The organism is Bacteroides cellulosilyticus (assembly GCF_020091405.1).
Taxonomy (GTDB): Bacteria; Bacteroidota; Bacteroidia; order Bacteroidales; family Bacteroidaceae; genus Bacteroides.
Genome location: NZ_CP081903.1, coordinates 5,834,152 through 5,855,651, shown reverse-complemented (window position 1 = coordinate 5,855,651; position 21,500 = coordinate 5,834,152). Strand labels below are relative to the sequence as shown.

Genomic DNA, 21,500 nt, shown 5'->3' with positions numbered 1-21,500 from the left:
ATGATTTTCAATCTAAATAATCCTTATGAGATTGACAGGTACAAAGAGTATGTAAACAAACTCTTTCAGCAAAGGGCGGTTGTAGAGGTCAAAAAACGCCTTCCCAATCGCTCTTTAGCACAGAACTCCTATCTTCATTTACTACTGTCTTTCTTTGCTTGTGAATTTGGCTACAGCCTTGAAGAAGTCAAACTTGACTATTTTAAAAAAACTTGTAATCGTGATTTATTTGAACGTAAGAAAATCAATAAGCAGGGTAAGGAGATAACCTACATGAGAAGCAGTTCGGAACTTACCACTGGCGAAATGACAACTGCAATTGAAAGATTTAGAAACTGGTCTCAAGCGCAAGCTGGTATTTATTTGCCTGCACCGAATGAGAATGAGTTTCTTATCCATATAGAACAAGAAATCGAACGTAACAAAGAATTTATTTAGTCATGAACGACTTATTCGGGAATGAGGTTAAGCCTCCAAAGCTTTATAAGCGTGACAGCATAGGCAGGTTTGCCGATGAAAAGACAGCCAAATACGAGCGTGCCTTAACGGATGCGGCTAAGTATAAACAAATGTATCTCGCTGCTCAGTCCCGGATGAGAGGCATGGCCAGAATATTGAGAATGAAAGATGAACTAATTTCTAAATTAAAGAATAATGATAGAAACAAGAAAAACAGAAATCCGGTACGTGACATCTGATCCAAAGAAGATGCTTAACATGTACCTTGCAAAGCGTGTTCTCAAAACATGGGAGGAATCTTTCATTGATGAAGATACCGGTGAAACGGTAAACATTGAACGTAATGAAGTCCTTTTTGATCGTGGTACGCTAATAGACCAAGACACTTTGGCGAAAATTCGTTTCAGTATGGAAGCAGACGGTATCAAGGAAGTGGAGGTCAGCAACCAGAACCGTTTGGCGTTCGAGAATGAGAACAAGTTCTTATATCCTTATCTTGCACAAGCGCAAATAAGCGACAAGAAGTATAAATTCTTGTTGTATGCCACTGGGCTAGAGAATGCTTGCCTTATCTTGAAAGACTACATTGAACTTAATTACCAGTTTGGATTCACCTTGACAATGATAAAGGAGTTCGATTCCTGCGTAATTCTTACTGACAACTTGAAAGAACGCAAGGTTGACGATGCTTCGCTTGCCTATCTCAAAAATGAAATCACTATGGCAGAATACGTTGACAAGATGGACGATGAGACGGAAGATAGTGACGAAGAATCTAAACCGAATGAAAAGAAATTCTACCAGATTGAGACGAAAATCACATTTACGGAAGGGGAGAATGAAGACGAAAGAGTCCAAACCTTTGTCGTGAACACCTTCAACGTTGACAGAGCGATGATGCTTATTACTCACTACCTCAAAAATAAAGAGGAAGAATGTGAGAAACAAGCCAAAGAAAAGGGACATGAGTTCAAAAAGAGGGAAGTTCATACAGCTATTGAATCTGCCAAACCTATTCCAGTTGGGCGGTTTATTCCGAAAGAGTTTTCAATGGCTTATATGGAATAAAAAAGCCCCGGTATTTTGACCGGGGTTCCATGATTGGAAATTATCTTATAATATAGTTATTATAGCAATAGTCTATCAGCCGAACTGTATATGTTCCTACTACAAAAACTAAAACGGCAGTTAAAAAATTTACCATTGTTTTAATTTTTTTTGGTTATTATAAAATTATCTATGGTATATTGGGAGTACTCCCTAATCTTTTAAACTTTATAAAATAATCTTTTAACCAGCGACTACCTACTCTTCCACTGTTACGCAGTACCATCGGCGTGACGAGGCTTAACTTCTCTGTTCGGAATGGGAAGAGGTGGAACCCTCGTGCTATAATCACTTGCCCCTTTCGTAAAGAGGCGTGCAAAAATAATACATTTATGCCATACTACATAAAACAAAAGAAAAAAAAGAAAGACAAGCCTTTACCCTTGTTTGATAAAGCAGGGATAACAGTAAAGAAGAAGCCGGATTTGAAAGCGAAACTCGATAAAGAGTTTTCCCTTTTCATCCGGCTTCGTGATTGTATGCCAAACGGTTATTTCAAATGTATCTCATGCAGACAGATAAAACCATTCGGGCAAGCCGACTGCGGGCACTATTTCAGCCGCACGCATCTGGCTACTCGATTTGATGAGAACAATTGCCATGCCGAATGCCGGGCGTGCAACCGTTTCCGTGCCGACCACCTTGAAGGCTATCGGGTGAATCTGATAGCCAAAATCGGGCAACTGAAATTTGACTTGCTGAAAGTGAAAGCTGCTGGTACTTCTAAGATGTCAGATTTTGAGTACGAGCAACTAATTAAGTATTACAAAGCACTCAATAAGAAGTTACGAAAGGAGAAAGGTTTATGAGTTATGTATTGCGTGATTACCAACAGAAAGCCTCTGATGCAGCCGTTTCTTTCTTCAACAACAAAGCGAAGAAAACAAATGCCATCATGGTTTTGCCTACGGGAAGTGGCAAATCGCTTATCATAGCGGATATAGCCGCAAGGCTTGAGGGGCACACTTTGGTGTTTCAGCCAAGCAAGGAAATACTTGAACAGAACTTCAAAAAGCTATGTTCATACGGCATACTTGACTGCTCAATCTATTCGGCTTCCTTCAACTCAAAGGAAATAAGTCGGATAACATTCGCAACAATCGGATCGGTAAAGAATCATCCCGAACTGTTCATCCACTTCAAGAACATCATCGTGGATGAATGTCACCTTGTAAATCCGAAAGAAGGTATGTACAAGGATTTCTTCGATGCGGTGAAGTGTAAGGTTCTTGGCTTGACGGCAACTCCTTATAGGTTGTCTTCCTCGCGTGATTTCGGTTCTATGCTGAAATTCATCACCCGGACAAAGCCCCATGTTTTTTCAGAGGTCATTTACCATGTACAGGTATCAACTTTACTTGATATGGGCTATCTGGCGAAGTTGAACTACTACCCGATGAACCCATCAGGGTGGAATGAACTCAACTTGAAAGTAAATACCACCGGTGCCGACTATACGGATAAATCGGTCCAAAGGGAATACGAACGAATAGACTTTTACGGTTATCTTGTTCACATCGTCCAAAGGTTGATGAATCCCAGAGCAGGTGGTAAGAGAAAAGGCATTTTGGTATTTACCCGGTTCTTAAAAGAAGCCGAACGATTAACTGTGTCTATACCTGGTTGTGCTATCGTTTCCGGTGATACCCCAAACTCTACTCGTGATATGATTCTCAAGCATTTTAAATCCGGTGAAATCCCGGTTGTTGCCAATGTTGGAGTATTGACTACAGGTTTTGATTATCCTGAACTTGATACGGTAGTTATGGCACGTCCTACGATGTCACTCGCCATGTGGTACCAGATAGTCGGTCGAGCTATCCGTCCGCATCCTTCAAAGGAAGCAGGATGGATCGTTGACCTTTGCGGTAACATCAAGCGTTTCGGGGAGGTGTCGGACTTACGGCTGTTTGATAGTGGTAACGGTAAGTGGGCAGTTTATTCTAATGATAGACAATTAACTAACGTAAGATTCTAATATGAAAAGTATAAAAGAAGTAGTTAAGGACATTGAACATATACCGAAATGTCCGAGAAGTGGAGAAATAAATCTGTATTACTTAATTAAATGTTTATATGGCACGAATAAGGACGATAAAACCTGAATTTTGGGAAGATGAAAAGATTGGTAAATTACCAATCCCGTGCCGCCTTTTCTTTATTGGTTGCTGGAACTTCGCTGATGATTTCGGAGTTATCAAAGGTAATGCTGCATTACTCAAGTCTCAAATATTCCCTTACGATGAGAGTTTACGCGTATCTGAAATAAAAAAGTGGATAGATTCCTTAGTGGATGCCCGGATGTTAGTACCTATTATTCACGCAGAAGAAAGCTACTATTATATCCGCACATTCCGTAGTCATCAAATCCTTGATAAGAGATACGATAAATCATATATCGGTAAGGATATAGCAAAAAGTTTGATTAATAAGGCTTTAAATGATAACAACGTGAACGCTACGTCAACACTACGTGATAACGACGTGAACACTACGGCGGAAAAGGAAGAGGAAAAGGAAGATAAGAAAGAATCTCCTAACGGAGATAAGAAAGAAGGTGAACCTTCTTCACCCTCTCTCAATCCTGATTATCTAAAATTCAATGAATGGCTAGACCGGAAAGCTCCTTTTTGTAGCAATTCTAAAAACTTCCCTTCTCAAATCACAGAAGCTGAGTTCCTAAAACTCAAAGAGAAGTATACGGGTAAACAGATAGCGGACATCATTGAACAGATAGAGAATCGAAAGGATTTACGTAAACGATACACCAACCTTTATCGGACGGTGTTAAACTGGGCAAAGAAAGAATATGGAAGTTAATATTCAACTACGTGATGACGATGCTGAGAAACTGGTCTTAGGCACCATTATAATAGAGCGCAATGCTCTTGAGGAGGTCAGGGAATTACTGTCAGAAGAATCATTCTATAATGCGTTTCACAAACAGATATACCAAGCCATTCTCCAGGTGGTATCATCCGGTAACAGACCGGATATGATAACTGTCAAAAGCAGACTTATCACCAATGGAGTGAAGTTTAATCTGGTGGAATACATGCAAATTGCCTCTAACAGTACTTTTGACCTGTATCAGTACGCAGCCAGACTTCATGATTTGACCATAAGGCGTAAGTTCTATGTCATAGGTCAATATCTCGTTTCAAACTCTTACTCGGAATCAGAAGATATTCTTGATGTTACTAATTCTGTAAGTGATGAGCTTGCTTCTCTTTTCAAATCCAGCAGTACGACTGTCACGACCATTAATGATGGGCTTGAAAGTGTTTACAGCATGATAAATGAAAATCTATCCGGTGATAGACCAATGACTGGAACTCCTACCGGATTTGAAAAGATAGATTCCAAATCAGGAGGATTACAGAAGTCGGACTTGATAATCATTGCTGGAGAAACAAGCATGGGAAAAACTAGTCTGGCAGTGTCAATGATGCGAAATGCGGCTGATTTAGGAGCTAAGATTGCCATGTATTCTATGGAAATGAAGAAAGAGCAAATAACAGCTCGCATTCTTTCTATGGAGAGCGGTGTTCCTGCCAATCAGATCATGTACTCACGCTTGACAGATTCGCAGTTACAGGCGGTTGACAAAGGTATTGGCAAGGTATCAGGTAAGGGTATTTACTTTGATGACCGAAGTACCTCCAATATTGATACGATACTATCCTCAATCCGTTACATGAAGCTAAAGTTTGGGATTGATGGTGCAATCGTAGACTATTTGCAGATTCTCAATGTCAACATGAAGGGAGCTAATAAGGAACAGCAAATGGGTGATGTGGCAAGGCGGTTGAAGAACCTCGCCAAGGAGCTTGATATCTGGATTATAGCCCTTTCCCAGTTGAATAGGGATACCATGAATCCGGTTCCTACGTTGGCACGGCTTCGTGACAGTGGACAAATAGCAGAAGCCGCCGATGTTGTTATTCTTATCTACCGTCCTGAGGTCAATAAGAAATCTTATCCGACCGATTTTTCCAATGTAGATACTAGAGGAACGGCTATGATAGATATTGCTAAAGGACGAAACATTGGATTGCTACGGTTCATCTGTGGGTTCAATGCCGCTACGACTTGTTTTTATAATCTTGACTCCGTTCCATTATCAGGAAGCAGTGTTGCTGATGTGGAAGACGATAATCCATTTTAAATGATGAGAGTTACCATTTATTGGGAAACAAGGCATCTTGATCCCAAAGACATCCCCAGAATCAAAAAGAGAATCAGGGATAAGTTTAATATCCCGGACTACACTACCGTGAATGGTGAGACTCCCTGTGACATCAAAGATGAAGATATGGAACTTCTTCGGGAAACTGAACGCAGGGGATATATACAAATAAGAAATAAATAAACAATAAAGGAAGGAGGCAAAATAATGAGTAAACAGGTATTATCAATAGAGCAGATGAATCATTTGCAAAAACTTGGAATAGATACAAGTAATGCATCATTTGTGAAGCTTGAATATGATGAACATGACGGAGAAAATAGGCATCTTATTTCAATATTAGTTGAGGAAAATCATTATCTGAACGATGATAGTATAAAGGAATCTGTCAACGTCTATACATTGCAGGATATTCTTGAAAAGCTGCCGCCAATAATTGACGAAGTATATTGGCTTACATTAGAAGTTATGGATAGGCGAAAGAACGAATGGAAAATTAAATACGCTCGTATGAATGCAGAACATGAATGCGCAAGTTTTAGTTCTGAGAGTATTATTGATGCAGCCTATGATATGCTTTGTTGGCTATACGAAAACGATTATCTGCCATTTAAAAACTAATTCAAATCCAGATAAAATATGAATAATATATTTACTATTTGCTATTCAGAAGAAGAAGCAAATGAAGTTGGCCACTTCATAATGAGTAAAGGCTATGAAGGTGTACAGAATGACAGTTACCGATATTGTGATACATCAATTTGGTTTGCATTTCACGAAGCTGAAAGACACCACAAGGACTGCATCTATGTTGGTGTGAATGGTTATCAGATGGTTGTGTCTCATATAAAGAGGGAACTTCGTAGAAACGGACTTAAGTACATCGAGAAGAAACGAATATTTTACAACTTATTGAGTAGATATTAAGTAAAATCAAATTAGTAATGAAGAGATATCAATTTGAGGAAATAACATTTTGGCTTTCACTTATTGCGTGTTTGACGGCTTATGATATAGGGATACTATGGCTTGCAAGAATTCTTGCAGGGATAAGCATAGTAAACCTTGTATGCGCAATTGTAACGGCCTGGATAGATGTAAAACGTAAACATTAACTGATTAACCATGAAACAGACCTTAGAAGAAGCCATAAATGAAATTGGTGGAGTACATCCTGATTGGGACAAAATAACTTGTTTTAGAATAGGATTTAAAGAAGGAGCTAGATGGCAGGCAAAGCAATCCCCGTGGATAAGTATTGATGAAGAATTTCCGGAGGATAAACAACTTGTATTATGTTCTTCCCAAATATACGGAAAAGTCGTTTTGCGTTGGGATAATCTGAGTCAAGAATGGCTTTATCCAGAAGTGAATCATATATATTGTGATTGGGATAAAGTTGATTGTTGGATGCTTATACCCGAAGTTTAACTTTTAATAGAAAAATATGAAATATACAGCAAGGCAAATAGCTGAATCTGACGAACTATTTGAAAAGCAAATACATAAAGTCAGAAAGTTTTATTTGAGCCGTAATCCCGATAAAATGATGATGCTTGAAGAAAGAAAAGCAGTCGTCAAAGAACGGAATAAAGGTCTTTCCCCGGAATATGATAAGGAGTATTATTGTGGAACTTGTGGAGCTAAAGACGGTGCGGAACATCCTAAAAGTGGATATTGCTTTCACTGTGATACTGATAACTGGATTTCAAAGAATAACTAATAACAGAAAAGATATGAACTATTATCCAGATAAAAATCAAATACCGACAGGGTTTGAAGAGTGGTCTTTTACTAATATGCCGGAAGATGGGGAGATTGTAGAAGTATTATCCTACGGTAAAGTGGAAACTATGAGATTTGATAAGCCGTATATGGCGTTTAATCCTTCTTCTTGCCACGTTCGATTAGGCGGATGGGCTTTGGGTTGCAAACGCCAAGAAGGTATTACGCATTTTAAAAGAATTAATTCTTAACAAGTTCCTATGTTTAAAATCGGAAAAGACGGATAGTGACATGTAGCGCAAAAAAGCTATACCATTTTAGTTAACTTTGTATTATAGCGGATACATTATTAACTAAAAACGATATAGCTTATGAAACGTGTACAAAGTAACAAATTAGATTTTAGTGGACAAAATATTTATGTAGGAATTGATGTCCACCTGAAGAGTTGGTCGGTTGCAATTTTATCAGAACACAGTGTTCTGAAGCGGTTCAGCCAAATTCCTGAACCTGAAGCATTGCACAAGTATCTTGTGAGCAATTATCCGGGAGCCAATTACTTCTCTGTGTATGAAGCAGGATTCTGCGGCTTTTGGATACACGAGAAGCTGATGGATTTAGGAATAACCAACATCGTGGTCAATCCTGCCGATGTACCGACCATGAGTAAGGAAAAACTTCGTAAGACGGATGCCGTGGACTGCAACAAGCTGGCTCGTGAATTACGTTCGGGTTCGCTGGAAGGGATATACGTTCCCAAGGCAGATGTCCTCGAAATGCGCTCTTTGATAAGGATGAGAAACCTGATAGTAAAAGACAGCACTCGTGCGAAGAACCGCATCAAGTCATTGCTTCGTTTTCATGGAGTGGAGATACCCGAAGAGTTTACCCGATGCTCGATAGGCTGTTGGTCAAAACGTTTCCTGACCTGGCTGCATTCTCTCGAACTCTCAACGGAGTATGGCAAGAAAACTTTGGAACTGCACTTGGAACAGTTCGTGCGTTTGCGCATGATGCTTCTCCAGGAGACACGTGCCATCCGTGAGATATCACGTAAAGCACCTTTTGAGAAGCCGATACGTCTTCTGACTTCTGTTCCCGGAATAGGCGTTACAACAGCCGCCACCCTAATGGTTGAACTTGACGATATAGTGCGTTTCAAGAATGCTGACCATCTGACTTCTTTCATCGGTCTGGTACCCATGTGCCATTCGAGCGGTGAGAGTAACGGCACAGGAGATATAACGGTACGCCGCCATTTCATGCTCCGGTGCCTTTTGGTAGAAGCTGCATGGATTGCAATCCGTAAGGATCCTGCAATGACAGTAGCCTATACAGAATACCGTAAACGTATGAATCCCCAGAAGTCGATCATAAAGATTGCCAGACGGCTTGTAAACAGAATATATTATGTACTCAAACATGAAAAGGAATATATACCGTGTGTTGTCAAATGATACAGAATCCTATAAGGTAAAACAGCTTTCTTTTGAGGGAAATGCTATCATATTTATGCGGCTTTGAAGTCCGCTCAAACAAGTTTGTAACCCTCATTTATGGTTTGACTGATAAAGGAACTTGCAGCCCCTTATGCGGTGTCTGCTATGGAAAGTTTGTTTTACCATAGGATTATGGTTAGGTTTTCTTAGCCATATCAGACGATATCAGTAATACAAAAAGAGAGGCGTGTGACCGCCTCCCTAAGTAGCATTACTGCGTACCGTCAGGATGCTTATTGCTGGTAGGTTGCTCCTCAGCAGAGCCTACTTCCTCTTAACATCCTGATACAAAGATAATAGACAAAAGTTAATTATTAATGAATTATCCAACTTTGTTTGGATTTTAAATGGAAAGATAAATATGAATAAGAAGATTTTTTGCGAGAAGTGCCACAAGTGGCACACTATCACTATTACAGAGGAAGATAAGTTTGCAATTTGCCCTAACAAGCGTTGCGGTCATTTGATTTTTATCTGATATGAAGAAACTCGGCGTTAGTGCTGCGCACATTACCATAGAGATAAATACGGACTCACAGGCAGGTTATTCACTTCATGTACCATCTGACGAAAGCATATCTAATTTTAATAATTGGTTCTTTCATTATGACTTCGGAGACTGGGAAGCAGAAGAATTTGAAACTGCCTTTTGTACTGTAATTCAACTAAGGTTGAGTAATAAGAATAGTGATTACAGCAAGGTGAATGAACTCATAAAAGTCATTGAAACTGCTGCTAAAAAGATTTTAAAGAAGTAATTCTAAACAAATAAGAAAGGAACATTATGGCACATTTTGATTGTGAATATTGTGCTCATTGTCAAATAAACGAAGACGGTGAACCGATTTGTCTACGTAATCTTACACCTCCTGAGTATGGAACGTGTACAAGTATAAAATATTCTGATATTATGACACACCATTGCGGCGATTGTGACTCTTTTTGTGAATGTTGTTTAGGCGGTAAAAATGCTGCAAAAGCTGATGATGTTGCTTGTGAATATTTTGATAATACATCATTAAATCAATTAACGTAAATCAAATAAGAAATGATATGAAGAAAGCAAAAGTAAGGGTTACAGGGAACTATGTTTCCAGTACAAGTTTTACAAATCGTATTGACACGATATTGAATCTGCCAATAGACTTTACAGAAAAGGATATAGCGGATAAGATAGACGAAATAAAATATTGTGCCGAAAGCTATTCTTTTAAAGACATTGAGGTGCTTTGTGTATATGATGAAGATTAACGTAAATCGAAATAGAAAGGAATATTTATATGAATGAGAAACAAGTATGTGGCGAATGCAAGCTATTCACCAATGAAGATTCATTCGGTAACGGATGGTGTGAATTTCATCAAAAAGAGGCATTCTGTGAGAATGTAGCTTGTGAAGATGGAATCGAAATAGAAGAGGATATTTCCTCCGATACGGATAATGATGATAATAACCCTTAAAATGATACAGCCGCAACATTACAAGTATTTTCCTCGGTCCAGCCCCGCCAAGCGAGAAAGGACTATATTAACCACTTCCGGCAAGAAAAACCGCTTGAAGGAATTTACTTCACAGGTTTTGCACGCGAAGTACTTGAAAAGAGATCCAGACGCAAGTCTGCAAACTATGCAGTAGTCTATGATGCAATCATGAAGCATATCGATCAATTCTCAGAGTTGTATGATTGCGATATTTTCACCAACTCAATCACTGAGGAGTTTCTGGATGATTTCATTGTCTATCTCGAAGAATACGGATTACGACATAATACAATCGTTGGTTACATCTTAAAAATTCAGTCTATGGTACGAAAGGCAAGCCAGTATAATTATGCGGTAGACCCTTCTTATGAAGGGATTGACATCCGGCTGGAGGAAACCTCAGCCGTATTCCTCAGCATGAACGAAATTACACGCATTTATTATTATAAGTTCGAGAAACAAGATAAACGCAGGGCTAAAGAGCGCATCCGTGATTTGTTTGTGGTAGGGTGCCTCACTGCTCTTCGTTATTCTGATTACTCCACACTGACGAAGGATAACTATCAGGGCGATTATATTATCAAACGGACCAAGAAAACCAATGTAGACGTTAAAGTACCTGCACATGATTATGTGAAAGAAATCTTTGAGAAATATGGCGGTGATATTCCCGGTGGACTTTGCATCCAATACTTTAATAAGTATCTAAAGGTGATTATGAAGGAAATCGGACTGAATGATCTTGTGACTTACTCTTATACACAAGGTGGTAAATTAAAGACCGTCACTCGTGAGAAATGGGAATTGATCAGCAGTCATACTGCGAGGAGAAGCGCAGCTACCAACATGTACCTCACTGGCCGGATGAAGACCTTTGAGATTATGAAACTCACCGGACACCGGACTGAACAGAACTTCTTCCGTTACATCCGGTTGACAGGTGACGATACAGCCCGATCAATTTCCGGGGATATGTTTTTTAGAAAGTAATAACCAATAAACAGTAAATATAACTATGAATGTAAATTCCAATATCAGAAAACGTAATAAACAAGTTATTTCAGACAGATACAAGAAAGTTGATACAACGGTCAACGGAGATGCCGAACGTCTCGTAGAAGAGCACAGGGAGATTGAGAAAAGGTTATATCCTCTACGCATCGACCAGCGTACTGTTATCTATGTAACCAAAGACAAATGTACCAAGGAATACGCTCAAAAGAGGCGGCGTCAGTTTGGGATTGAACCCTCTCCAGAAAGGAAAGGAGGAAATCCTCGCGTGCATATTGAAGTTGAAGAGGTAGGCAAACTTGTACAGGAAGGGATGCCTCTTAAAGACATTGCTCGTACACTTGGAGTAAGTCGAACTACGGTTAGTAAATATATATAAAAATATGATTTGAGAAAAAATGGAAATAAATAAATACTTATACAGCAAAGCTTTTGATAAGGCTTTGAAAGTTGAGTTCCTTACCAATAGTGAGGAGCTCTTTTTATATGCAGGCGCTCTATATTCTGCAATGATGTGGGGTAGAGGAATCGACGAAAAGGATGAGACTATTCAGAGAAAAGATAAGTCTGTAAAATAAAGAAAGAGCCAGCCCACACACGACTATGAACCAGCTCCTCACACGATTATGATGCAAATATACTATTTACTTTTAAAATAATTGTGTTATGGAACTGGATTTTAACAAAATAATTCGTCTTAAAAAAATCAGAATTGAGAAATCAGAACTTTCAGAAGAAGAAAATACCTTAGCTTTACCGATTTTGAGAGATAAAAGCCTTATTGGGGATATCTATAAAATCTTCGTTGAGTTGTTGAATAGCAGAAGTCTTCCCCCTTGTATTGATAGTGTAACACAACGAAAGAAGTTCATTTTCATTATCCTGTACCTGTTTTCTCCAAGCTCGCTTGCCGGTGGGAAAATGGCATCAGGGTTACGTCCAGAAATAGCAAAGGTTCTTGGAGTTCAATCAGAATGTACCATTTCCGACAACTGTGCGGATGTCGTGTTTCTGTATCAGAACTATGGGGATTTCAGTGGGGATATAGAGTATCTTTACACCGAAATCGTAAATCGGTTAAAATTCAAAGGGCTAATCAATTAATGAGCCGGAGTTTAGTGCTCCGGCTTTTCTGCGTTACCTACTTTAATTGGTGGAATTATTATTTTAAGTATGTCTTTTATATACTTCTGAACCTTCTTTGTTATGGGACGATAATTTGTAAATTGAATATCTCTTCCGCTATCTAAATCAATATAGACACCATACATTTTATCGCATTCTTGTATTAATTTGTTGAAGTTCTTTAAATTTGAATATCTAGATTCGTAACAGTGTAAGAAATCTCCTAAATCATTGATAGATTTAATAGCTTGTCCTAATTGTCCTTGTGACTCATAACTTTCATCCATTTCAATGTCTTTTTTACATTCAATTAGATGATTTATTAACTCTTTGTCTAAATTATTGCATATTTCAAAAAGTGATTTTGAAAACTCATATTCATTGAGTAATTCCATTTTGAACAATTCTAATGAATTATTGTATTGGGATTCTACTGATTTAATGATATTAGTAATGCTTTCTATGTCTTCTTTGGTAGCAAGATTCTTCCCTTTTTCTTCGTTATATGCTTTCTTTCGAGATATACTGCACAAGAATATAAAGTTCCCTATGGCTAAAATGACAGCAATAATATTGATAATTGTATTGACATCCATATCATTCTCCTTTCTCTATTTTTATCTTTTTTCCACAATGGGGGCAAATAATAGCGTTTTCTTCTTTATCCTCATTCAGTAAGTCAATTATTCCTACATCTAATGCCTTTGCTATTTCACCTAACTTCCCAATGGTAGGGTTGCCGGACACTGCGGCATACAAGGCCTGATATGTCACTCCCATTCTTTTAGCAAGGTCTTGCATGGTAATGCCCTGCTGTTTGCAGATTTCTTGTACTCTTAGCATGATATTCAAATTATAATTTGATGCAAAGATAGGAATAGTTTTCAAATTATACATAGAATATATAAAGAATAGTATCAAAAAATAATTTGAAAAATTTTCTATCAAAATTTGTTTTATTCAAAATAAAATTTGATATTTGCATCGTGATAATAAAAACATAGTTTGAATAACAATTAAAATATATAAGATATGGCAACAAAGAAGATTGATGAAGAGAAGACATTGAAATATGCAGTAGCATTTTACTTCTGCACGTCAGGTAAGGTAAACTTCATGTTAGGCAATAAAATGTATCAGCATATAAATACTGTTTATGACCAAAGAGAAGATGGTAGAGGTTTCAATACTTGTGAGATCGTTTACAACTACAAGGCTCAAAAGTATGAGGTTCTGAATGTAGATACAGAAATAGGTAGCAAAGAGATTACAATATTATAAGTTTAACCGGCAGGGCTTTTGCCCTGCGCAATATAGAAGATTATGAATATAAAAGAAATAGAAATTGGTTTGAGATACAGAATTTCAGGTGATTTAGCTAATGGTCACTATGCAGATGGCACACCACGCATATCGCACGATGATGTAGTAAGAGTGATAAAGAGAGTCACGGATACTCATGTGATTTTAGAGTGTGGACGTATGTTTATCATTAACGACAATCTCAAAATAGAGAAGTTCTAAGTTTTAATCCGGTAGCCTTCGGGCTACCACAATACACACGATTATGAAAGCGGATTTAGTTTTAGTTATCAGCCCCGAAGCCCCATTGATGAAGCAACTGGGCAAAGTGTTGGGTAAGCTATGTACGCCGTACGACTTCTCTACTATAGAGAGGGGTGAAAAGTACATCACCATACAGCATGATGAAACTGGTCTTGTTGTGGCTTATACGAGTGAAGAGAGATTGAATGTGAAATTTTAAATGTTGGATTATTATGGAAACATTGGATAATGAAGGGTGGATAAGGATTGCTGATTGCATTCCTCCCGTTAACGAAAAGGTGAAATTACATACCGGTGACTATGAATATACTGGCACTGTAGATAAAGATGGTGAAGTTTGGGTGTGTTTAGGTTTAAGTGACGAAGAAGAGTATTATAGCAATTTAGATGATGGATATATTACACATTGGAAACCAATAAAATAAATAAAAGCGTATGAATAGAGCAGATGTAATCACGTATTTTGTAATGTTTGTTTTCATTTCAGCCTCTCATGTTACAAAATCAATTAGCAAAACAGATTGCTTATTGTATATTATCTGTATGACATTGATATATATATATTACTTGTGTTGTGTAGAATTAAAAGCAATATTGAAAAACGTAAATGATTATGAGCAAAGAATATAGAGTTGTAAGATACTTCGATGGCTATCCCGAATACACCATGTGCAAATGCGATACAATTGAAGAAGCAAGGGTTAAATGCAAAGAGCATAACGATAAAGAGAACAAGCCTTATATCAGCTATCATATATTGGTAGATGGCGATGAGAAATTTGGTGGTAAAACTTATAGAACTGAATGATTATGAGAAATGAAGATATAGAAGCAATGGCAGATATATTTCAAGAATATGATATTTCTGCATCAACCGATGTAATCGAGAAAGTTGCAAGTGATTTTATAGACCATTTGGATGCAATGCGAGATATGGAAATGACACCATTTATGAAAGATAACGGTGAATCGGATTCTCAAAAAGTATTAAGGTTAGAGCGTGAATTAAGCCAAGTTAAAACTGAATTTGCGAGAATATCCAAAGAAAATCAAGTTTACCATGATAGTGTGATGCAAAGACGAAATGCGTCTGAGGTTTGGATTGAAGATAATACAGTAAAATATAGCTTATGAACTCAATAAACGAAAACGGTTGCAGCGTATGCCAACCAGGTAAAGAGAATTATTGCACCTTCACAGTGAAAATCAAAGGTAAGCCAAAGCGAATGTATCAGTATGATTATCGAACAGAATCAGGTGATCTGTTTGCAACTGTAGCCCCAACACTGAAAGCTTGCAGAGAAGAAAGAGATATTTGGCTTAGTTCACGACAATAAACCGATTGTCGTGTATAACGATTGAAGATATTTCATTATCTTTGGTTGCGGTAGTATCTTTGGGGTACTATCGCGGGGTAGAGCAGTGGTCAGCTCGCTACTTTGACTTGGTAGAGGTCCGGGGTTCGAATCCCTGTCCCGCAACAATGATTATTAACTTTTAAATTGACACGATTATGAACATTTTGACGCTTAGTATTAAGCAAAAGTATTTTGATGAAATATTGACCGGTAAGAAAACTCACGAATACCGTGAAATCAGGCCTACCAACGCAAAGAAGTATATCACCTACCTTTGTGGTGGTAAAGAATATCCGGCTGATGCAGAATTACCTGAAGAAGGTGAAGTTGAGTTGAAGCCAATTCAGTATGATGCCATCAAACTTCTTACAGGTGCTTATACAGGCAAACGCCCTTATATCGTTGTTGAGGTAAAGTCGGCAGAAGCGGTTATCCTTACCGATAAAAACGGTAACGATATTATTTACGAGCATCAAGGTGAAGAGTATTTAGCTGCTCAAATTGATTACACGTTGGGCAAGATATTAGAGAAACATATAGATTAATTGTTTTATTAAAAATTGATTTGCTGAGTCAGAAGAAGGATTAACAAAGTAGCCGGCCCCCGTCGGAACATGAACGGTGCAGGTGCAGGCGGTAGATTAGTTGCTAATCGTAGGGGTACGGCAAGCGCCACCCAGTTAGGTTCACGTAGACAACGTTACAGTGACCTCCGTGTTTCATTTGGATTATCAGGTGGTTAGCTATGAATAAGGTAGAGCAAGCGAACCGGTATATAGACCTCATTCGGGTAAAATCGAATGAGGCTTTACTGTTTTTATCCTTGGGTAAAGATTCGCTTGTTCTGCTTGATTTAATCTATCCGAAGTTTGACCGGATTGTTTGTGTGTTCATGTACTTCGTCAAGGATTTAGAGCATATTAACCGTTGGATAAACTGGACTAAAGCCAAATATCCGAAGATAGAGTTTGTACAAGTGCCTCATTGGAATCTTACCTACATTCTTAGAGGTGGCATGTACTGCGTACCTAATCCGAAAGTAAAGTTGCTGAAACTTGCTGATGTGGTAAAAGCTATGCAGCTTGCTCATGGTGTTTATTACACATTCATGGGTATGAAAAAGGCTGATGGAATGAATAGGCGTTTGATGCTGAAAGTCTATGAGGCAAATAGTTACGAGAATAACGGTATGGTTTATCCTTTGGCTGACTGGACACAGAAAGATATTCTTGCTTATATGAGGCAGCATAATTTACCCGAACCAGTTCGGTATTCATTGAAAGCCAGTTCGGGAGTAGGCTTCAATCTTGATTGTATGCTTTGGATGGAGAAGAATTACCCGCAGGATTTACAGAGAATTTATAAAGTTTTCCCAATGGCTGAAAGAGTGCTTTGGGAGTATCATAATCAACAAAAATAATTGGAGGATTGCCGAGTTAGAAGAAAATCAGAAGCCCAACTTGCAGAACAAGCAAGAAGAGTTTATAGCAACATCAATTGGAACAGAAGCGGTGCTTATGCCCGTGCATATAGAGTAAATCGTGCATATCAGAATGCAAGAGCGCAGCAGGCTGCAAGAGGTTTAAGCAATGGCTAACATGGAACTGAGTAAATACATAAAGAGTGAATCGGTGGAGCTTAACCGTTCCGCCATTCACCTTGCAGACTATAATCCCCGAAAACTATCCGAGGAATCACGCAAGACATTAAAACGTGGTATCAAGAAATTTGGACTGGTAGGTGGAATTGTCGTGAACAAACGTACAGGGTTTACCGTAGTCAGCGGACACCAGCGTTTATCCGTCATGGACGAATTACAGAAGTTTCCCGATAACGACTACTGTATCCGTGTCGATGTCATTGATGTGGATGAACAGCAGGAAAAAGAGTTGAACATTTTGATGAACAACCCTAACGCACAAGGTACTTGGGATTTTGATGCTCTTGCCCGAATTGTTCCCGATATTGATTGGAAAGACGCCGGTTTAACGGATGCCGATTTGAACATGATAGGTGTCGATTACCTGTTACAAACCGAAGAAGAAAGCTCTATCGCAGATGCTCTGTCTGATATGATGGTCCCAGTTTCCGAACAGAAAGAAGCCGATAAGGCCGCCAAACAGTTGGAACGTGCCGAAAAGGTTGCCCACATGAAAGAGGTCAAGCAACGGGTGAAAGAAAACGCATAGAAGCAAGCCGAGAACATGGATGCCTATGTGATGTTGTCCTTCGATACCTATGAAGCTAAAGCCGCTTTCTGCGAAAGGTTCGGGTATGAACCAGATATGAAGTTTATAAAGGGAGAGGTATTTGATGAACAAGTAGAAAGAATAGATTGATATATGATTGCACCAGATGAATTTGCGGAAGTTATCGACACGATAGATAACCTATTAGGCGCAATGGAAATTCCCATGCCTGCCGAATTTCATGTAAAGCAGATGAAACATGAATTGAAAGAAGTATCTGATAGACTAAAACGGATTTACGTTGAGGAAGAAGACGAAAATCCTTGGAGTGAATAAGTAATATGAGCAATAGTGAATCTCAAAGCAGAAAAGGTAAAGGAGGAAGAAAGCCAAAGTTTGACTATACAAGCGAGGACTTTCTTTCTCTCGTAGAATCGTATGCTAAAAAGGGATTCACTGATAAGGAAATTGCTCATGCCGTTGGGTTATGTCCTCAAACTTTTTGTGAGAAGAAAGGTGAGTACCCCGAATTGAACGAAGTATTATCGCGTGCGCGTTGTGCTATAAACGCTCTTGTACGTGCTAAGTTCCTTGCTATGGCTCTTGGTGGTATTAAGACTAAGAACACCACTATCAGAAAAATTAAGGACAGAGAGGGCAACCTGACGGGCGAGGAAGAAGTTCAAATCGTAGAAGGTGAACTGGCTCCAAGTTTACAAGCGCAGTCTGTTTGGTTATATCATTACGATGAAGATTGGAGAAAAGTTGAACGTAAGCAGGATGAAGAAGCTGACATTCCTACTGACATAAACCACGGTATCAGTATTGATTCCTGGATTAAAGACAAACTGAAATGATAGAACCCCAGGCAATATACCACCCTCTATACACCGATAATGAGAAATTCATTATCCTTATCACCGGTGGTCGCGGCTCCGGTAAGTCTTTCAACGCTTCAACCTTCATCGAACGGCTGACCTTTGAAATGACGGAGGCCGAGAAGATTGTTCATCAGATTCTCTACACCCGCTACACGATGGTTTCTGCCGGTATGTCTATCATCCCCGAAATGATGGAGAAGATAGAGTTAGACGGAACAACCAAGTATTTCAAAACTACCAAGACGGATATAGTCAATAAAATGACTAAGAGCCGTATCATGTTCCGAGGCATCAAGACTTCTTCCGGGAATCAGACGGCAAAACTGAAATCTATTCAAGGCATCACTACTTTCGTCTGTGATGAAGCGGAAGAGTGGACGAATGAAGAAGAGTTCGATAAAATAATGCTCTCCATCCGTAAAAAAGGAATTCAGAACCGGATTATCATCATAATGAATCCGTGCGATTCCAATCACTTCATCTACCAGAAGTATATTGAGAAAACTCACAAGCTGGTGGAGATTGACGGTGTGCAGGTTCAAATCTCCACTCATCCGAATGTACTTCATATCCATACTACGTATTTTGATAACTTGGAGAATCTTTCACCTGAGTTCTTGAAAGAAGTGGAGGATATGAAGGTAAACAACCCCGAAAAATATGCTCATGTGGTTATCGGTCGGTGGGCTGACGTGGCGGAAGGTGCGGTATTCAAGAAGTGGGGTATTGTGAAGGAGTTCCCACGGGAATGCAAAAAGGTAGGAATAGGGCAGGACTTTGGATTTACTAATGATCCTTCCGCTGCTGTAAGATGTGGCATCATTGATAACCGTTTGTATGTTGATGAACTTTTCTATGAAACGGATATGCTTTCGTCGGCTATTGCCAACAGATTAAAACCTTTCTCTATGAAAGTTTTTGCCGATTCGCAAGACCCTCGATTGATTCAAGAGATAAAGAACAGAGGCGTGAATATTTATCCGGTAGATAAGTTTCCCGGCTCAATCAAAGCGGGTATTGATAAGATTAAAGACATGGAGTTCTTTGTAACAGAACGCTCTTACAATATTATTACTGAACTTCGGAAATATGTTTGGGACAAAGATAAGGATGGAAACTACATCAATGAGCCAGTAGATGAATATAATCATTTGATGGATGCCATTAGATATTATGTATTGGGTTGTTTGCTTGGACGCATTTTGAAGCCGAAAGATTTAACTGGAATATTCACACACTAAAAATATAGATTATGCCATTAACGCTTGAAGAAATATTAGCATTGCCTGACATCGGGCAGAAAATAAGCTACTTGAAGAAAGGTAGAAAAACCGAGCTTCCCAACCGTTGCGAATTGTGGGATGATTGGAATCCGGAGCGCCATGAAATCATGGTGGATAAAGAGAAGTATCCAGACAGAAAGGTGCTTGAAAAAGAAGCGGAGAAAGTTTTCGATGAAGAGACCGGTAAAACATACGAAATTGAAGCGAAGTACAAGGACGAACCGGTAAACCGTATTTCTATTCCATTGGAACAGGATATAGTGAACATTCAAACAGCTTTCACTGTCGGGACCGAGCCATCTATGGATTGCACTCCGACCGATGATGACGAGAAAAAGCTGCTGGATGCTGTCAAGGCTGTATTTAAGTCCAATAAAATCAAGTATCAGAACAAGAAGATTGTCCGTTCTTGGCTTTCTGAGCAGGAAGTAGCCGAATATTGGTATGTGACCGATGATGATTCGTTTTGGGCTAAGTTTTGGAAGAAAGTTAAGACTACATTCGGAGGCAAGGTAAAACCTACCAAGAAGCTGAAAAGCGTATTATGGTCTCCGTTCCGTGGGGATAAGCTTTATCCGTTCTTCAACGATGAAGGTAAAATGATTGCTTTCTCACGTGAGTACAAAAAGAAGCTCATGGATGATTCGGAAGTCATCTGCTTTATGACTATTACGGACAAGATGGTTTATCAGTGGGATTTATCTAAGGGGTACGAAGAAAGAATAGCTTTCGCTCATGGATTCCCCAAACTGCCGATTCTCTATGCCTATCGTCCCGAACCTTATTGCAAGAAGATAAAGACCTTCCGTGTCCGATTAGAGAAACTGTTATCCAATTATGCCGATTGCATAGATTATCATTTTTTCCCATTGCTAAAATTAGTCGGTGATGTGGAAGGCTTTGTCGGGAAGAATAAAGACAAAATCGTGAAGCTTACCGGGCAAGGTGCAGATGCTCAATATTTGACGTGGAACCAAGTCCCAGAAACAATACGTTTTGAAGCCGAAACACTTACGAACAACGCTTATGATATGTCCAATACTCCAAGAATATCCTTTGAGACATTGAAGGGTGTAGGCAAAGCATCAGGAACCGCTTTCCGTTTCATGTTCATGGGTGCCCATATGAGCGTAAGTAATCATGCGGAAGTGATAGGTGAGTTTTTACAGCGAAGGGTTAATTTCCTTGTTTCTGCTTTAGGTTCTATCAATCCTTCCGAGTTTAGTAAGGCATCACAGACCATTGACATAGAAACAGACCTTGTTCCATATATGATTGATGATTTGAACGACAAGGTGACTACTGCCGTCTCCGCTGTCAGTGGTGGCATTTGGTCAACACGTGAGGGGATTATGTTTGCCGGGAATGCTGATAGGGTAGAAGAGGAACTTGCAGAAATCAAAGAGGAGCAAGCAGCAAAGAATGAGCAAATCGGAAATAAGGGACAAAAAAAACGCTTCTTAGTCAGAAAAATTACGAGGTTTATAATTTTAGTATAAGAAAAATAGAATGGTTAGCGGTAATTCTTCGGAGTTACCGCTATTTTTATATTCATAGTAAAATAACGAATAAATGCTTTGATAATATTCGTATTATTACTATATTTGCATGGTAATTAAGTCCAAAG

Annotated in this window: 36 protein-coding genes, 1 tRNA gene, 1 rRNA gene and 1 pseudogene; 36 read left to right on the top strand and 3 right to left on the bottom strand. The window is 38.9% G+C overall.

Going from position 1 to position 21,500, the window contains the following annotated elements; genetic code table 11:
- The 3 genes from K6V21_RS22610 to K6V21_RS22600 are packed head-to-tail and all read left to right on the top strand — an operon-like array spanning nucleotide 1 to nucleotide 1,527.
- Nucleotides 1-438, top strand: coding sequence for a hypothetical protein (locus K6V21_RS22610; protein WP_224319963.1), 438 nt, complete (start codon nucleotides 1-3; stop codon nucleotides 436-438).
- Between the two features lie 2 nt (nucleotides 439-440).
- On the top strand, nucleotides 441-698 hold the full coding sequence (locus K6V21_RS22605; RefSeq protein WP_224319962.1) for a hypothetical protein: 258 nt from the start codon (nucleotides 441-443) through the stop codon (nucleotides 696-698).
- Nucleotides 655-1,527, top strand: coding sequence for an RNA polymerase subunit sigma (locus K6V21_RS22600; RefSeq protein ID WP_224319961.1), 873 nt, complete (start codon nucleotides 655-657; stop codon nucleotides 1,525-1,527). The genes K6V21_RS22605 and K6V21_RS22600 overlap by 44 nt, the downstream gene beginning before the upstream one ends.
- Nucleotides 1,528-1,751: 224 nt before the next feature.
- Here the strand turns inward: K6V21_RS22600 and rrf are convergent.
- Nucleotides 1,752-1,862, bottom strand: a 5S ribosomal RNA gene (gene rrf / locus K6V21_RS22595).
- Nucleotides 1,863-1,898: 36 nt separating this feature from the next.
- Here rrf and K6V21_RS22590 point away from each other — a divergent pair.
- The 18 genes from K6V21_RS22590 (at nucleotide 1,899) to K6V21_RS22505 (ending at nucleotide 12,575) form a co-directional block, all read left to right on the top strand.
- A complete protein-coding gene (locus K6V21_RS22590; RefSeq protein WP_224319960.1) occupies nucleotides 1,899-2,375 on the top strand; it encodes a recombination protein NinG in 477 nt (158 codons plus the stop codon).
- Entirely contained in the window at nucleotides 2,372-3,544 is a 1,173-nt protein-coding gene (locus K6V21_RS22585) for a DEAD/DEAH box helicase (protein ID WP_224319959.1), read from the top strand. The genes K6V21_RS22590 and K6V21_RS22585 overlap by 4 nt, the downstream gene beginning before the upstream one ends.
- A 98-nt stretch (nucleotides 3,545-3,642) precedes the next feature.
- Nucleotides 3,643-4,386 carry a hypothetical protein gene (locus tag K6V21_RS22580; RefSeq protein WP_224319958.1) on the top strand — a complete coding sequence of 248 codons (744 nt, stop codon included), beginning with the start codon at nucleotides 3,643-3,645 and terminating at the stop codon, nucleotides 4,384-4,386.
- On the top strand, nucleotides 4,376-5,734 hold the full coding sequence (locus tag K6V21_RS22575; RefSeq protein WP_224319957.1) for a replicative DNA helicase: 1,359 nt from the start codon (nucleotides 4,376-4,378) through the stop codon (nucleotides 5,732-5,734). The genes K6V21_RS22580 and K6V21_RS22575 overlap by 11 nt, the downstream gene beginning before the upstream one ends.
- A 3-nt stretch (nucleotides 5,735-5,737) precedes the next feature.
- Nucleotides 5,738-5,938, top strand: coding sequence for a hypothetical protein (locus tag K6V21_RS22570; protein ID WP_195669419.1), 201 nt, complete (start codon nucleotides 5,738-5,740; stop codon nucleotides 5,936-5,938).
- A gap of 24 nt (nucleotides 5,939-5,962) precedes the next feature.
- On the top strand, nucleotides 5,963-6,376 hold the full coding sequence (locus tag K6V21_RS22565; protein ID WP_224319956.1) for a hypothetical protein: 414 nt from the start codon (nucleotides 5,963-5,965) through the stop codon (nucleotides 6,374-6,376).
- Between the two features lie 504 nt (nucleotides 6,377-6,880).
- Nucleotides 6,881-7,186, top strand: coding sequence for a hypothetical protein (locus tag K6V21_RS22560; RefSeq protein WP_118437364.1), 306 nt, complete (start codon nucleotides 6,881-6,883; stop codon nucleotides 7,184-7,186).
- A 16-nt stretch (nucleotides 7,187-7,202) separates the two neighbouring features.
- The gene (locus K6V21_RS22555; protein ID WP_224319955.1) at nucleotides 7,203-7,478 is read left to right on the top strand and encodes a hypothetical protein; all 276 of its coding nucleotides are present in this window, start codon (nucleotides 7,203-7,205) and stop codon (nucleotides 7,476-7,478) included.
- Nucleotides 7,479-7,491: 13 nt separating this feature from the next.
- Nucleotides 7,492-7,731 (top strand): hypothetical protein, encoded by a 240-nt coding sequence (locus K6V21_RS22550; RefSeq protein ID WP_224319954.1) that lies wholly within the window; start codon nucleotides 7,492-7,494, stop codon nucleotides 7,729-7,731.
- A 120-nt stretch (nucleotides 7,732-7,851) separates the two neighbouring features.
- Nucleotides 7,852-8,937, top strand: a complete 1,086-nt coding sequence (locus tag K6V21_RS22545) for an IS110 family transposase (RefSeq protein ID WP_224319953.1) — start codon at nucleotides 7,852-7,854, stop codon at nucleotides 8,935-8,937.
- Nucleotides 8,938-9,458: 521 nt separating this feature from the next.
- Nucleotides 9,459-9,737: a hypothetical protein gene (locus K6V21_RS22540; RefSeq protein ID WP_224319952.1), complete on the top strand. Its 279-nt coding sequence runs from the start codon at nucleotides 9,459-9,461 to the stop codon at nucleotides 9,735-9,737.
- A gap of 26 nt (nucleotides 9,738-9,763) precedes the next feature.
- Nucleotides 9,764-10,015: a hypothetical protein gene (locus K6V21_RS22535; protein WP_224319951.1), complete on the top strand. Its 252-nt coding sequence runs from the start codon at nucleotides 9,764-9,766 to the stop codon at nucleotides 10,013-10,015.
- Between the two features lie 17 nt (nucleotides 10,016-10,032).
- Nucleotides 10,033-10,230 carry a hypothetical protein gene (locus K6V21_RS22530; RefSeq protein WP_224319950.1) on the top strand — a complete coding sequence of 66 codons (198 nt, stop codon included), beginning with the start codon at nucleotides 10,033-10,035 and terminating at the stop codon, nucleotides 10,228-10,230.
- 29 nt (nucleotides 10,231-10,259) lie between these two features.
- The gene (locus K6V21_RS22525; protein WP_224319949.1) at nucleotides 10,260-10,439 is read left to right on the top strand and encodes a hypothetical protein; all 180 of its coding nucleotides are present in this window, start codon (nucleotides 10,260-10,262) and stop codon (nucleotides 10,437-10,439) included.
- 66 nt (nucleotides 10,440-10,505) lie between these two features.
- Nucleotides 10,506-11,450, top strand: a complete 945-nt coding sequence (locus K6V21_RS22520) for a site-specific integrase (RefSeq protein ID WP_224322080.1) — start codon at nucleotides 10,506-10,508, stop codon at nucleotides 11,448-11,450.
- 25 nt (nucleotides 11,451-11,475) lie between these two features.
- Nucleotides 11,476-11,850, top strand: coding sequence for a helix-turn-helix domain-containing protein (locus tag K6V21_RS22515; protein WP_224319948.1), 375 nt, complete (start codon nucleotides 11,476-11,478; stop codon nucleotides 11,848-11,850).
- A 19-nt stretch (nucleotides 11,851-11,869) separates the two neighbouring features.
- The gene (locus K6V21_RS22510) at nucleotides 11,870-12,049 is read left to right on the top strand and encodes a hypothetical protein (RefSeq protein WP_224319947.1); all 180 of its coding nucleotides are present in this window, start codon (nucleotides 11,870-11,872) and stop codon (nucleotides 12,047-12,049) included.
- A gap of 88 nt (nucleotides 12,050-12,137) precedes the next feature.
- On the top strand, nucleotides 12,138-12,575 hold the full coding sequence (locus K6V21_RS22505; RefSeq protein WP_224319946.1) for a hypothetical protein: 438 nt from the start codon (nucleotides 12,138-12,140) through the stop codon (nucleotides 12,573-12,575).
- Nucleotides 12,576-12,586: 11 nt separating this feature from the next.
- Here K6V21_RS22505 and K6V21_RS22500 read toward each other — a convergent pair whose 3' ends face one another.
- Both K6V21_RS22500 and K6V21_RS22495 read right to left on the bottom strand, forming a co-directional pair.
- Nucleotides 12,587-13,192 carry a hypothetical protein gene (locus K6V21_RS22500; RefSeq protein ID WP_118462733.1) on the bottom strand — a complete coding sequence of 202 codons (606 nt, stop codon included), beginning with the start codon at nucleotides 13,190-13,192 and terminating at the stop codon, nucleotides 12,587-12,589.
- Nucleotide 13,193: 1 nt separating this feature from the next.
- Nucleotides 13,194-13,439, bottom strand: coding sequence for a helix-turn-helix domain-containing protein (locus K6V21_RS22495; RefSeq protein WP_224319945.1), 246 nt, complete (start codon nucleotides 13,437-13,439; stop codon nucleotides 13,194-13,196).
- A gap of 189 nt (nucleotides 13,440-13,628) precedes the next feature.
- Here K6V21_RS22495 and K6V21_RS22490 point away from each other — a divergent pair, with 189 nt between their 5' ends.
- From K6V21_RS22490 to K6V21_RS22420, 15 genes and pseudogenes are all read left to right on the top strand, one after another.
- Complete coding sequence (locus K6V21_RS22490) at nucleotides 13,629-13,877, top strand: hypothetical protein (protein WP_118462730.1); 249 nt, start codon at nucleotides 13,629-13,631, stop codon at nucleotides 13,875-13,877.
- A gap of 69 nt (nucleotides 13,878-13,946) precedes the next feature.
- A complete protein-coding gene (locus K6V21_RS22485; RefSeq protein ID WP_224319944.1) occupies nucleotides 13,947-14,120 on the top strand; it encodes a hypothetical protein in 174 nt (57 codons plus the stop codon).
- A 43-nt stretch (nucleotides 14,121-14,163) separates the two neighbouring features.
- On the top strand, nucleotides 14,164-14,361 hold the full coding sequence (locus K6V21_RS22480; protein WP_118462724.1) for a hypothetical protein: 198 nt from the start codon (nucleotides 14,164-14,166) through the stop codon (nucleotides 14,359-14,361).
- A 13-nt stretch (nucleotides 14,362-14,374) separates the two neighbouring features.
- Entirely contained in the window at nucleotides 14,375-14,587 is a 213-nt protein-coding gene (locus K6V21_RS22475) for a hypothetical protein (protein ID WP_118462722.1), read from the top strand.
- Nucleotides 14,588-14,775: 188 nt separating this feature from the next.
- On the top strand, nucleotides 14,776-14,970 hold the full coding sequence (locus tag K6V21_RS22470) for a hypothetical protein (protein ID WP_224319943.1): 195 nt from the start codon (nucleotides 14,776-14,778) through the stop codon (nucleotides 14,968-14,970).
- Nucleotides 14,971-14,972: 2 nt separating this feature from the next.
- Nucleotides 14,973-15,296 carry a hypothetical protein gene (locus K6V21_RS22465; RefSeq protein ID WP_147401441.1) on the top strand — a complete coding sequence of 108 codons (324 nt, stop codon included), beginning with the start codon at nucleotides 14,973-14,975 and terminating at the stop codon, nucleotides 15,294-15,296.
- Nucleotides 15,293-15,499, top strand: a complete 207-nt coding sequence (locus K6V21_RS22460) for a DUF3873 family protein (protein WP_224319942.1) — start codon at nucleotides 15,293-15,295, stop codon at nucleotides 15,497-15,499. Before K6V21_RS22465 ends, K6V21_RS22460 begins: the two co-directional genes overlap by 4 nt.
- A 71-nt stretch (nucleotides 15,500-15,570) precedes the next feature.
- Nucleotides 15,571-15,643 (top strand) — tRNA-Val (locus K6V21_RS22455).
- 32 nt (nucleotides 15,644-15,675) lie between these two features.
- On the top strand, nucleotides 15,676-16,065 hold the full coding sequence (locus tag K6V21_RS22450) for an ASCH domain-containing protein (RefSeq protein WP_224319941.1): 390 nt from the start codon (nucleotides 15,676-15,678) through the stop codon (nucleotides 16,063-16,065).
- 200 nt (nucleotides 16,066-16,265) lie between these two features.
- Nucleotides 16,266-16,940: a phosphoadenosine phosphosulfate reductase family protein gene (locus K6V21_RS22445; protein WP_224319940.1), complete on the top strand. Its 675-nt coding sequence runs from the start codon at nucleotides 16,266-16,268 to the stop codon at nucleotides 16,938-16,940.
- Nucleotides 16,941-17,118: 178 nt separating this feature from the next.
- Nucleotides 17,119-17,859, top strand: a pseudogene (locus K6V21_RS22440) (ParB N-terminal domain-containing protein).
- Nucleotides 17,860-17,862: 3 nt separating this feature from the next.
- Nucleotides 17,863-18,045 (top strand): hypothetical protein, encoded by a 183-nt coding sequence (locus tag K6V21_RS22435; protein ID WP_224319938.1) that lies wholly within the window; start codon nucleotides 17,863-17,865, stop codon nucleotides 18,043-18,045.
- A gap of 5 nt (nucleotides 18,046-18,050) precedes the next feature.
- On the top strand, nucleotides 18,051-18,566 hold the full coding sequence (locus K6V21_RS22430; protein WP_224319937.1) for a hypothetical protein: 516 nt from the start codon (nucleotides 18,051-18,053) through the stop codon (nucleotides 18,564-18,566).
- Nucleotides 18,563-19,831 carry a PBSX family phage terminase large subunit gene (locus K6V21_RS22425; RefSeq protein ID WP_224319936.1) on the top strand — a complete coding sequence of 423 codons (1,269 nt, stop codon included), beginning with the start codon at nucleotides 18,563-18,565 and terminating at the stop codon, nucleotides 19,829-19,831. The genes K6V21_RS22430 and K6V21_RS22425 overlap by 4 nt, the downstream gene beginning before the upstream one ends.
- Nucleotides 19,832-19,842: 11 nt before the next feature.
- A complete protein-coding gene (locus K6V21_RS22420; protein ID WP_224319935.1) occupies nucleotides 19,843-21,372 on the top strand; it encodes a phage portal protein in 1,530 nt (509 codons plus the stop codon).
- Nucleotides 21,373-21,500 lie beyond the last annotated feature (128 nt).